We start from the raw sequence: 11,324 nt of genomic DNA, 5'->3' as shown, positions 1-11,324 counted from the left end.
CGACGTCGTCCGCGGGCACAGTGTCAAACTCCACGATGAGACCCCTCCCCTGGGTACGCAACGTAGGTGCGGCACGACCTGGTCGTGCGGTAGCCATAGTGCCGGAGTCCTCCACGATTGGCCAGCTCCTGACACGTGTGGGCTACGCCGTTCGGGTCATCGGCCTTGGTCGCGGCCGCGGGAATCCGGGGGTGTTTCCCCTACCTTGCCGGCCCCCCGCCCCGTGAGGCTGATCAAGCCCCGGGAGGGCGAACGGAGGCTCGGACCGAGGCTCCGGAACCGACGGAAAGGAATCCGGTGCGATGAAGAACGTCTTGCTCAGGGCGTCTGTTCTCTCGTCGGCGGCAGCGACCCTGCTGCTGACCTTGCTCGGCGGCGCGAACGCGGCCGAGACCCACACGGCCACCTCCGCCACCACACCCGATCAGGTGGTGGCCGAGCTGGCCGGCTCCGACGCGACCGTGAGCGGTCTGCTCAAGTGCTGGAACCACCATTCCGGGACCAGTTGCTAGGTCCCGTCCGAACCACGGAACCGGCACTGGGGGGCCGGTTCCGTGCCGTCGAAAGGTGGAGCATGCACCGAGCGAACGATGTCCTGTGGCCCACGCGCGTCGCGCGCTCGGTGCTCCAAGCGCACGCCGAAGGTACTTTGATCGCGCAGTACGGCCTGGTCGAGCGCGCGTGGCCGGCGGCGCTGCCCGCTGTGCCCGCCACAAGGCTGGGCGTGCAGGCGAACTACCTCACCGACCTCGGCGTCCGAGGTATGGACGAGGCGGCGGTGTTCCTCGCCGAGCACCTGAAGCTGCAGGAGCTGCCCGAGGCCGGAGAACCGGTCGAGCGGCTCGTCGCCGCCGAGTGGGCGGCCCGCCACGCGACGGGTGAGCACTCGGACACGGACCTGTGCGCCGTGATCGACGCGCAGGTGTGCTTCGCGGGCGCGTGGGCCACGGCACGTGAGCTGGTGTCGGCCGTGCTCGAGTCGGGCGCTCCTCTTCGATCGCCGGGGGCGCTCCTGTACGCGGCCGTGGTCGCGGGTGGCGACGCGAACCCGCCGGTAGCCGATGAACTGTTCAAGCTGGCGGGGAAAGCCGCTCCGCGCGAGGCCGACGCTTTGCTCGTCGCCTTACGGCAAGCGGCATACACCCTGAAACGACGCGCTCGGCCGCAGGAGGCACTCACCCTGCTCGCCGAGCTCGTTCGGGACGCGGGAGACGCCGAGCGCCGCCGTGCGCTGTCGCCGGCGGACGCAGCGACCGTGCGCGCACTGGCGATGAACCTGGAGGCGTTGGCACTGCTGAAGAGCGGCCGCCACGACGACGCGTACAAGACGGTGCGCCACGCGCTGACGGCGATCCCGCGCGAGGGATGGGTCCTGATCGACCGGGACGCGGGGTTTCGCTACCGATGTCAGATCCGGACGAACGTCGCCCAGATGCAGTTCAAACGCGGCGACCCGGCGGCCGCGGTCCGCACCCTCGACGACAATCTGGCCGAAAATCGGGTCGACCACCCCGAATCGGTCGGGGAAACCCTGTCGATCGCCGCTTATTTCCACTACCGGGAGCAGGACTTCGCCCGCGCGCTGGAGCTGATCTCCGAGGCGTACCGCCTGATCAGGCTGGAAGGCGCGCCGGACCGCCTCCGCGGCTGCCGCAAGATCGCCGTTGCCGCGCTGCACTGCGGCGGGCGGGCAACGGAGGCCGAACAGGTTCTGCGGCGCGTGGAGCGGGATCCCCTCGGGTTCGACGAAGAAGTTCACTGAACCTCCACACGGTCCCGTGATCAGGAAGAGGCCGATCGGGTGTCTTTGACGAGGCGTGGGACGAAGGCGCTGGCCGGCGCGGCCCTGGCGGCGGAAATGCTCGTCGTCTCCGCCCCTGCCGCGTCCGCGACAGCCGGGGCGATCTGCGACGCGGCCTACTGCAGCACGAAAGCGGTTGCAGAGCTGTACCCGAGAGAGGTGACCGTCACGAAGCTGGTCGTGTCTCGGAAAAGCGCCGGCTTGAACACAGTGGAGCTGACCGCGGTCATGACGCCGATCGCCGTTTTGTGCCCGGTTGTGAAGACCTCGCAGAACCTGAACCGGCACACGGCCGACTAGCAGTCAGGTCGGCGCACGGCTGGTCGGGTGGCCGACGGCGCAGGGCACCGTCGCCAGGTTCGCCGGCGCCGCGTCACCCGCACCTTGTCCGCGCAGGCGCGGGCAGCGTGTTGTGGACGGCTTTCGGCGACGGGCAGTTCCCGATACGGCGCCCGAGCCACGGACGTCACGGCCCGGACTCCGACCTGCTACCCGATTCCTCAACCGGCCCGCGTCGAGCCGGCCGGCGCGGGCACGGGGTCCGCGGCACCGGTCTCAGCACGATGTTCCGCTTCGGCCTCGCCGCCGAATCGGTCGCGCAGCTCTTCGACGACGTCGGCGATCTGGCCGAGTTCGGCCAGCACCGCCTGGTGGGCCGTCCGGATGGTGGCGGCTTCCTGTTCCGCGCGGGAGATGACGCGTCGAGCCTCCTGCTGCGCGGCGCGCTCGGTCTCCACACGGGCGTTCTCCGCGTCGGCGGCCGTCTTCTCCGCGGCCGTCAGCAGCTTCTCGCTCTCCTTGCGGGCTTGCTCCTTGATCTCCTCGGCTTCGGACTTGGCGACCTCGAGGATCTTTTCGATCCGCTTCCCCAGGCCACGCTCCTGTTCCGACACCGCGGTCCGAGGTGCGGGGATCTGGGCCTTGGTCAGCCTGCGCTCCGCCACCCTCCGCGCCTTCTCGTGCCGTTCCACCCGCTTCTCCGCGACCCGCACGTATTCGTCCACCTGACGACGGTCGTACCCCCGCAGGACGATCGGGAACCGGACGTCGGACTCGGGTGCTGCCTCGGGCTCGGAAACCGTGCTCTCCATGTTTCGAGTGTCGGCAACAGCAAGGAAACCGGCAATCCGAAACCACACATCGATGCCACCAAGGGCACTTTCGGTGGAACCACCCGCGACCGCGGCGCCCTCGCACGAACGCCGGACGATCAGAACCCGCGGTTGAGCGAGCTGATGCTTTCCTGGAGCTGTTGCCGCGCGGTCGAACGCGCGGTACGCGGCGACGCCGTCTCGCTCGGCTGTCCGGCCGGGCCCGCCGCCGGAAAGACGGTGGTTTCCCCGGGCAACGGGACACCGGGGCAGATGGTGGCGGCGGGACGCACGCTTCCGAGGAAGTAGGCGTTCACCAAGTCGTCGACACAAGGGTTTCCGCTGACGGCGTACTGGCCGTGGAACGGCGAGTCCGCTACCGACACCAGGGGGACGCCGGCTGTCTTCGCGGCCGCCTCGGCCTGCTCGTAGCCGGTCTGGGGGTCGAACTCGCCCTGGACGACGAGCACCTTCTTCGCCGCCCGCGCGGGGAGCTTCGGCAACGGGTGCCGGGGCCGCTCGGACCAGTAGCCGCACGGTTCGCCCAGCCCGTAGGCCCAGCCGAACAGCGGGTACGCCGGGCCCTGCCGGTCGCTGAGGATCTTGTACCAGGTCGCTGCCGGCGTCGGCTGGTCGCCGCACGCGACGGCCAGCCGCGTACCGGGCACCTCGACGTCGTCGGGCTCCTGCTCCGCCACAGCGGCCACCACGTCCGCGGCGGTCAGCTCCGCGGCCGGGACACCGAAGACCGCGCGCGACACGCGATCGAGCTCGGTCTTCAACGCCGGCGGCGGTGGTGAGCTCGTGACGTCGAGTGCGGCCGCGCCCTTCGTGAGGACGAGCGCGCCGATCAGCCACTGCCGGGTGTTTCCGCTGCCGATGAAGATGTGGTCGAACACGTCCGGCGAGACGCCCCGGCCCTTGAAGTAGGTGCGTATCCGCTCCCACTTCTCCTTGATCTCGGTCGCGGTCCTCCCCAGCTGGTCCGGGAACCGGCGAGCGAGCCACGGCACGTAGACGCGGTCGAACTCGCGCTGGTCGATCGCCGGGAACGCTTCGAACGCGGCCTGGAGGCGCCCCTCGAAGTCGACGCTGGAGTCCAGGACGACCTTGCCCGCACGGGAGGGGAAGAGGGACGCGTACTTCGCGCCGAGCCAGGTGCCGTAGGAGTAGCCGAGGTAGTTCAGCCGCTCGTCGCCCAGCAGGGCCCGGATCAGGTCCATGTCGTGCGTGGTCTGCCAGGTGGTGAGGTACGGCGCCAGCGGGTCGTGCCGGCAGGCCTCGGCAACGGCGCGCGGCGCGCGCTGGTGCAGTGCGATGCTGCGGGCCGAGCGGTCCCGGGCGTCGAGATCGTCGTCCGGCGGCAACCGCTCGATCGGCACGTGGCAGACGAACCCCTCGTCGTCGCCGCCTTCCTGACCGGTCCCACGGGGGTCCATACCCACGAAGTCGTAGTGCTCACCGACGGAAGGTTCCAGGCCGGCGAGCGCACCGGCGAGCGGCGTGCCGCGGCCGCCCGGACCGCCGGGGTTCACGAGGATCGCCCCGAAACGCGTTCCGGTGGCCACGGTCCGGCTGATCGCCACCCGGAGGTCGGCTCCGGCGGCCGGGTCCGACCAGTCTCGCGGAACGGTGATCCGTGCGCATTGCGCCGGCTTCGCACTGGCCCCGGTGCGGAAAGCGCAGCTGTCCCAGATGACCTGCTGACGCTGGTAACGCACGAGCGGGCCGGCCGTGTCCGCGACGGCGGGCGCCGCGGTGGCCAAGAGAACCGCGGCGACCGCCGTCAGCCCTCCTCGGGACCTGCGCACCGGCGCTTCCTTCCTCGGACACCGGCCGGCGTGGCCCTTCGCCAAGCACCGGCCGGAACGTCCGCCCGAGGCACCCGGCGCGGCCGGACGTGCGCCGCGCCGGGTGCCTTTCGAACCGACGTCTTGCTATTCCCCGCTCACCGCGCGACACCCCGCGCGGCGAGCGAGGAGGTGGATCAGTTGCCCTGGGCGGTGCCACCGTCGGCGATGTCACCGGCAGCGCAGTTGAACGGCGTCTCGCCGGCGGCCTCGTTCTCGCCCGGCGACAGCACCGGCACGCCGATGCCCTGCGCGACGTCGCGGACCGGCACCTGGACGCCGAGGACGTTGACGTTGTTGTCGCAGAAACCGAGCGTGCCGTTGAGGTTGTGCGCGGCGTCGAGGTTCTGCACGTTGGCGAGACCGACCTGGTCGTGGGTGTCGATCGGGTGGCCGTCGACGGTGACGCCGGCCGCGGAAGCGGATCCGCCGAGGATGGCCATGCCGGCGGCGAGGGTGGTGGCGACGAATCCGAGCTGCTTGATCAAGAGAAGAACTCCTATAAGGGCCCGCCGGGAATCAGCGGGGGAATGAACACTTGCTCTTCGGGCGTAGCGGCAAGAGCTGCCGCCACGCACGTCTTCGGTACTGCGTGGTAACACCGGGTGGGACCGGCGACACGTCTCCAGTCGTGTGACCGGTCCCACCCGTGCCGGTATCGCGGAACATCGCGGTAAAACCCTGGGCGCGCAACAGGAGTGTGCAACTCGCTTCGTGCCCGGAGCCTTACCACGCTGACGCGGATCACCGGATTCCGTGCCCACAGCCGGCTTCCGCACACACAGCGGGCGACCGGGGCACGGAGACTAGTTGCCCTGGCTGGTGCCGCCGTCGACGACCGCACCGGCGGCGCAGTTGTACGGGGACGCGCCGGCGGCGGTGTTCCCGCCCGGCGACAGGATCGGCACACCGATGCCGTTGAGCGAGTCACGGATCGGGACCTGGACGCCGAGGACGTTCACGTCGTTGCCGCAGATGCCCGGGGTGACGTTGACGTTGTGGAGCACGTCGGTGTTGTTCAGGTTGACCAGCCCGACCTGACCACTGGAGTCGTAGCTGTGGTGGCCGTGGTGGCCGTGGTGGTGCCCGTGGTCCTCGTCCGGGGTGCCGGCGGCCGCGATCCCGCCGGTCAGGAACGCGCCGGCAGCCATGGCGGCCGCGATGAAACCGATCTTCTTCAGCATGAATACTCCTCGATTGGCGATTGCGGTGACGACAATGAAGGTGTGTTCGCCCCGAGAGCGAAACCTACTGATGCGATGGAAGCCGATCCAGCCAGTACCACCATCGTGTAAACGGCCCAGCTCGCTGACCGAGCTTTTGGGCCTCGAAAGGGTAAATGTCGACGTGCCCTTCCCGAAAGCCCGGGCATCCGCGCGGATCCGTTGCCCCGACGACGGATCCGCGGCACGAATCCGGGAGCCACGATAGGCACAGCCTGTGCCCGAAACGCGTCCACCACCGGCGAAGCACGCTTTGGTGGCAAGATCGGACGTCGAAACCGTTTCGCTACGTGACGAATCCGCCAACCCGGTCCTTCGAACGTGGTCCGCGGCCACGGCTCCTACGCTCTCCGTCTGGGAAACGCCACGACGTGGCGCAAAGGGAGTCGTTCGTAATGGATTACGGAATCCTCGTGGCATCCGCCGCGCTGTACGCGATGGGGATCGTCGCCCAGAGCGTGGCCGCGCGCCGGGCCGGGAACCAGCCCGGGGTCGGCATGAAACTGCTCGCCCGGTTGGTCACCGACCGGCTCTACCTGGTGGGATTCGCCGGTCAGGCGGGCGGGTTCGCGCTGGCTTTCTTCGCTCGGGCGTCCCTGCCGCTGTATCTGGTCCAGACCGCGTCCTCCTCGGCGATCGGCCTGGCCACCGTGTTCGGCGTCCTGGTCCTCGGGTGGCGGCTGCGGACCGCGGAGGTGGTGACCCTCGTCCTGCTGGCGTCCGGGCTCGTCGTGCTCGCCGGGTCGTCGGCGCCGTCGGTCGCCGACGACCTCGCACCGAGCGGGGTCCTGGTCCTGGCGTGTGTGCTGGCCGGTACCGGACTGGCGATGTTCCGGGCGGCCCGATCGGACTCCTTCCTGCTGCCCGCGGTCCTCTCCGGGGTGGCGTTCGCCGTCGTGGCGGTGGCGAGCCGATCGTTGGCCCACCTCGATCTCCTCGCGCTCCCGGCGAGCCCGCTGACCTGGCTGATGGTGCTCGCCGCGGTGCTCGGGCAGGCTTCGATGGCGGTAGCCCTGCAGCGCGGCCCGGCGGCCACGGTCGTGACGACGGCGGACGCCACGACCATCGTGCTGGCCTCCGTCACCGGCATCACCGCGCTGGGCGACCGCGTCGTCGACGGTGGCGGCCCGGCGGTCGTCCTGGGTCTGACCGTCGTGGTGGCCGGCGTGCTCGTGCTGGGCCATCGGAGCCGCGCGGTGACCGTCGCCGGGGAGGCCGGGTGACCGCCCGGCCGCTCGCGAGCGTGTCGGTGGATCTCGACAACCTCTGGGCGTACCTCAAGACCCATGGCGACTCCGCTTGGCGCGGCTACCCCAGTTTCCTGCCTTCCGCCGTACCCCGGCTGCTGGAGATCCTCGGCGAGCAGAGGTTGACCACGACGGTGTTCGCGGTGGGCGCCGACGTCGTGCGCGAAGACGGCGCCAAGGCGGTCAACGCGATCGCCGCGGCGGGTCACGAGGTCGCCAACCACTCTTTCGGCCACGAACCTTGGCTGCACCGGTATTCCCGGGACCGGCTCGAGGACGAGCTGAGCCGGACCGAGGTCGCGATCATCGCGGCCGGCGCGCCCCGGCCCGTCGGCTTCCGCGGCCCCGGTTACAGCCTCACGCGCGACCTCGTCGAACTGCTGGCGGAACGGGGTTACGTCTACGACGCCAGCACGCTGCCGACCTGGATCGGCCCGCTGGCCCGCGTCTACCACAACCGGACGGTTCCCGCGGGCGCCGCCGACGACGGGCGCGGTGACCTGTTCGGCGGTGTTTCCCGGGTGCTGGCGCCGGTGCACCCCTACCGCTGGCGAACGGTCGAAGGCAGTGCGCTGGTCGAGCTCCCGGTGACGACGATGCCGCTGCTGCGCACCCCGATCCACGGGTCCTACCTGCTCCAGCTGCACGAGCTGTCCCCGCGGCTGGCCCGCGGGTACTTCCGGGCGGCGCTGCGGCTGTGCCTCGCCCGCGGCGTCGCACCGTCGCTGCTGCTGCACCCCACCGACGTCCTCGGCGGCACCGACGCTCCCGGAATGGAGTTCTTCCCCGGCATGGCCGCGCCGGGCAGCCGGAAAGCCGCCTGGCTGGGCTGGGTCCTGGCCACGCTGCGAGAGCACTTCGACGTGGTCGGCACCGGTGACCACGTCAGCCGCACCGAAGTGCGGCGGGAACGTGCCGTCACGCGGCTGGGCGCCGGGAGGTGACCGCGTTCTCGGTCGTGCTGCCCGCCGGCCGCGGCACGCGTGGGGCGTCGCCGCTTCGGGTTCTCGCGTGCGCCACGGTCGCGCTGGCACCGGTCGAGGGCTATCTGGCGGCCGTGCACGCGCAGCTCGGCAAGGTCGCCCCCGCGCTGCTGGTCGTGACGTGGCTCGCGGTGCGAGCCCGGCAGCGGCGGCTCCTGCGGCCGACGCCGTTGTACGCGGTGCTCGCCGCGCTCGCGGTGGTGGTGGCGACGACCGCCGCGGCCCATTCGGCGGGTGCGTTCACCGTGGAATACACCGTGCGGTGGCTGCCGTTCCTGGTGGTCACGGCGGCGCTCGCGGACGTCGCGGGCCGCGAGGTACCGATCCGCGACGTGCTGCTGGCCATGGCCGCGGGGGCCACGGTCGCCGGTGCCGGCGCGCTGTACAGCTTGGTGGTCGAAGGACAGGCGCGCGCGAGCGGCCCGCAACCGGACCCGAACGACCTGGCCTACTTCCTCGTCGCGGCGGTCCCCCTGCTCGCCGTCGCCCGTCCCGGGCCGCGTCACCGGTTCTCCGGCGTCGCCCCGGCGATCGCGGGAGCCGTCCTGGTGGCGGGCGCGGTGGCGACGTTCTCCCGGGGCGGCGCCCTGGGGCTGGCCGCCGCGGTCGGCTGGCTGCTGGTGCGCCGGGTGCTGCCGTGGCGGCTGCTCGGTGCCGCGGCCGCGTCGCTGCTCGTGCTGGGCCTGGGTGCGCTGCTGCTCGCCAGGCCGCAGCTCGAACGGGCCGTTCAGGAGAAGACCTTCATCGCGGCGTCCAATGTGGACACACGCGAGCTGCGCTGGCAGGCCGCGGCCCGGATGGTGACCGCCCACCCGGTGCTGGGTGCCGGGCCGGGCGGGTTCCGCGCGGAGTACGCCGCCGAGTCGCACGACGCCGAGGTCGACGAGCAGACCCCGGTGGCGCACAACATGTACCTCGAGGTGGCCGCGGAGCTGGGCTTGCCGGGATTCGCCCTGTTCGCCGGGGTGCTCGGCGTCGCCGCGGTGGCGAGCGAACGGACGGTCCGGCTGGCCGGCCCGGCTGCTCCGGCCCGCGTGGAGGCCGTCGCGATCCAGGCGTCGCTGCTCGCCGTGCTGGTCACCTCGACGTTCCTGTCCGAGCAGTACTACCTGCCGTTGTGGTCGCTGGCGGCGCTCGCCGTCGCGGCCGAGACCCGGGTCCGGGGAGAGGGAGGTGCCGATGCGTGTCTTGCACGTGATCAGTGAAATGGGCGCCGGCGGAGCCGAAACGCTCGTCGCCGGCATGGTGGCGCGCGGCGAGGAGTACGGCTGGGTGTCCGCGGTCGCCAGCGCCGGCGGCTTCCGGGCCGACGCGCTGGCGGCAGGCGGCACGGCGACGTTCCCCGTTCCGCTCGCACACCGCAGCAAGGCCGGCGTGCTACGGGCGGCGTGGGCGGTGCGCCACGCGCTGTCGCGGTTCCGCCCGGACGTCGTGCTGGCCCACAACGTCGGTGCGAGCCTCGTCGCCCGGCTCGCGCTCGTCCCCGGGCGGCGGCGGCCGCTGCTGAGCGTCTTCCACGGCGTCGCCGACGACGAGTACCGCAGGGCCGCCCGGATCCTGCGGCACACGTCCGATCGCGTCGTGGCCGTCTCCCCCGCCGCCGCGGATCGGCTGGTCGCAGCGGGCTTGCGCGGGCCGCAGGTGATCCGCAACGCCGTGTTCACGCGGCCGCCGGTGTTCGGCCGGGCGTCGGTGCGCGCGTCGCTCGACGTCGGCGAAGGGACGCCCGTCGCGCTCTGCCTCGCTCGGCTGGAGCCGCAGAAGCGCCACGACGTGCTGCTGGACGCCTGGGCCGCGCTCGAGGGCGACCCGGTGCTGTGGCTGGCCGGCGACGGGAGCCTGCGCGCGGAACTCGAAGAGCGCGGCGAGCCGCTGGCCGGCCGCGTCCGGTTCCTCGGCACCCGCGCCGACGTGCCCGATCTGCTCGCGGCGGCCGACGTGACGGTGCTGACCAGCGATTGGGAGGGCCTCCCGCTGGCGGTGCTCGAGTCGATGGCGGCCGGCCGGCCGGTGGTGGCGACCGACGTCGGCGGTGTCCGCGAGGTGCTGGCCGGCGGAGGTGGGCTGGTGGTGCCACCCGGTGACCCGGCGGCAACGGCGCACGCGCTGGACACGCTGCTGTCCGACCGGTCCACCCGGGACTCCGCGGCCGCCGCGGGGCGGCGGGCCATCGAGCGCGACTACGACCCGCACACACTGATGAAGGCCTACGACGAGCTGCTCCGGACGACCTTGGAAGGTGCCCGGTGAGGCGCACGATCGGCTTGAGCGTCGCCGTCGCGCTGACGGTCGGCTTGCTGGTCCTGCTCGTGGGCCTGACGCGCGGCGAGGAGTACCAGGGCCGGGTGAGCCTGCTGGCCGAGCCCGCCGCCGGCCGGGTGGACGGCGCGGCCCCGCAGTACGGCGAGGTCGTCTCGCTCGCGCTGCCCGCGCTGGTGGAACTGGCCCGCAGCCCGTCGGTGCTGCAGGCGGCGGCCCCGGCGTCGGGCTACCCGCCCGAGGACCTCGGGGACCGGGTGTCCGTGGAGCTGGTGCCGGCCTCCGGGCTCGCCCGCCTGTCGGTGCGCGCGCCGTCGGCGCAGCAGGCGGGGGCGACGGCGACCGCGCTGGGCAAGGCGATGATCGACGCGAACCTGCTGGCACCGGTGGGACGGCTGCGCGTACTGGATCCCCGGCCCGACGTGGTCGCGGTGGCTCCGGACGCACCGCTGGTGACCGGGCTGGCGCTGGTCGCGGCCGTGGCCGCCGGGCTCGCCACGGCGGCCGTGCGCCGGTCGGCACCGGCGAGGCCGCGCGGTGGCACGGGCGCGCTGCGCCGCGCGCTGGCCGCGGCGGGGATCCACCGTCCCGTGGCGGTGGTGCACGGGCACGACCCGGCGGCCACCGACCGGCTGGCCCTCCTCGGCCACGCGGCCGGCCGGCCGCTCCGGGTGCTGCCGGTCGGTCCGGGGCTCGCCGAGGCGGCCGCCAAGCTGGCGGCCGCGCTCCCGGACGGCGGAAGTGGTGACGGCACGTCGGTCGTCGCGGTGGCGGCGACCGGACGGCACCGGTACGACGAGCTGACCGCGGCCGTCGGTGTGCTCCCGGCCGACGCCGTGCTCGTGGCGGTGGTGCTGGCATGAGTGCGGA

General features: G+C 72.2%; 12 protein-coding genes. 8 read left to right on the top strand and 4 right to left on the bottom strand.

Annotation, left to right across the window (positions count from 1 at the left end; all coding sequences use genetic code 11):
- The first annotated feature begins 302 nt into the window (after window positions 1–302).
- The 3 genes from MUY22_RS21505 (at window position 303) to MUY22_RS21495 (ending at window position 2,101) form a co-directional block, all read left to right on the top strand.
- Window positions 303–512: a hypothetical protein gene (locus MUY22_RS21505; RefSeq protein ID WP_247061982.1), complete on the top strand. Its 210-nt coding sequence runs from the start codon at window positions 303–305 to the stop codon at window positions 510–512.
- A 62-nt stretch (window positions 513–574) separates the two neighbouring features.
- Window positions 575–1,762, top strand: a complete 1,188-nt coding sequence (locus MUY22_RS21500) for a hypothetical protein (protein WP_247061980.1) — start codon at window positions 575–577, stop codon at window positions 1,760–1,762.
- 96 nt (window positions 1,763–1,858) lie between these two features.
- Window positions 1,859–2,101 (top strand): hypothetical protein, encoded by a 243-nt coding sequence (locus tag MUY22_RS21495; protein ID WP_247061978.1) that lies wholly within the window; start codon window positions 1,859–1,861, stop codon window positions 2,099–2,101.
- Window positions 2,102–2,301: 200 nt separating this feature from the next.
- Here the strand turns inward: MUY22_RS21495 and MUY22_RS21490 are convergent, their stop codons facing one another.
- The 4 genes from MUY22_RS21490 to MUY22_RS21475 all read right to left on the bottom strand — a co-directional run bounded on the left by MUY22_RS21490 (window position 2,302) and on the right by MUY22_RS21475 (window position 5,926).
- Window positions 2,302–2,892, bottom strand: coding sequence for a DivIVA domain-containing protein (locus MUY22_RS21490; RefSeq protein ID WP_247061977.1), 591 nt, complete (start codon window positions 2,890–2,892; stop codon window positions 2,302–2,304).
- A 119-nt stretch (window positions 2,893–3,011) separates the two neighbouring features.
- On the bottom strand, window positions 3,012–4,703 hold the full coding sequence (locus MUY22_RS21485) for an alpha/beta hydrolase (RefSeq protein ID WP_247061976.1): 1,692 nt from the start codon (window positions 4,701–4,703) through the stop codon (window positions 3,012–3,014).
- A 176-nt stretch (window positions 4,704–4,879) separates the two neighbouring features.
- The gene (locus MUY22_RS21480; protein WP_247061975.1) at window positions 4,880–5,230 is read right to left on the bottom strand and encodes a hypothetical protein; all 351 of its coding nucleotides are present in this window, start codon (window positions 5,228–5,230) and stop codon (window positions 4,880–4,882) included.
- 318 nt (window positions 5,231–5,548) lie between these two features.
- Window positions 5,549–5,926 (bottom strand): hypothetical protein, encoded by a 378-nt coding sequence (locus MUY22_RS21475; RefSeq protein WP_247061974.1) that lies wholly within the window; start codon window positions 5,924–5,926, stop codon window positions 5,549–5,551.
- A 434-nt stretch (window positions 5,927–6,360) separates the two neighbouring features.
- On the opposite strand from MUY22_RS21475, the gene MUY22_RS21470 reads away from it, so the two are divergent.
- Genes MUY22_RS21470 through MUY22_RS21450 form a run of 5 tightly spaced genes read left to right on the top strand, consistent with a single transcriptional unit; the run spans window position 6,361 to window position 11,317 of the window.
- Window positions 6,361–7,188 carry a hypothetical protein gene (locus MUY22_RS21470; RefSeq protein WP_247061973.1) on the top strand — a complete coding sequence of 276 codons (828 nt, stop codon included), beginning with the start codon at window positions 6,361–6,363 and terminating at the stop codon, window positions 7,186–7,188.
- Window positions 7,185–8,156, top strand: a complete 972-nt coding sequence (locus tag MUY22_RS21465) for a polysaccharide deacetylase family protein (protein ID WP_247061972.1) — start codon at window positions 7,185–7,187, stop codon at window positions 8,154–8,156. The genes MUY22_RS21470 and MUY22_RS21465 overlap by 4 nt, the downstream gene beginning before the upstream one ends.
- Window positions 8,153–9,400 (top strand): O-antigen ligase, encoded by a 1,248-nt coding sequence (locus tag MUY22_RS21460; protein ID WP_247061971.1) that lies wholly within the window; start codon window positions 8,153–8,155, stop codon window positions 9,398–9,400. Before MUY22_RS21465 ends, MUY22_RS21460 begins: the two co-directional genes overlap by 4 nt.
- On the top strand, window positions 9,375–10,445 hold the full coding sequence (locus MUY22_RS21455) for a glycosyltransferase (protein WP_247061970.1): 1,071 nt from the start codon (window positions 9,375–9,377) through the stop codon (window positions 10,443–10,445). Before MUY22_RS21460 ends, MUY22_RS21455 begins: the two co-directional genes overlap by 26 nt.
- Window positions 10,442–11,317 (top strand): hypothetical protein, encoded by an 876-nt coding sequence (locus MUY22_RS21450; RefSeq protein ID WP_247061969.1) that lies wholly within the window; start codon window positions 10,442–10,444, stop codon window positions 11,315–11,317. Before MUY22_RS21455 ends, MUY22_RS21450 begins: the two co-directional genes overlap by 4 nt.
- The last annotated feature ends 7 nt before the right edge of the window (window positions 11,318–11,324 follow it).

The sequence above is a fragment of the Amycolatopsis sp. WQ 127309 genome, from assembly GCF_023023025.1.
GTDB lineage: Bacteria > Actinomycetota > Actinomycetes > Mycobacteriales > Pseudonocardiaceae > Amycolatopsis.
The sequence above is the reverse complement of the archived record's forward strand: the minus strand, read 5'-3'. Positions and strand labels throughout refer to the sequence as shown.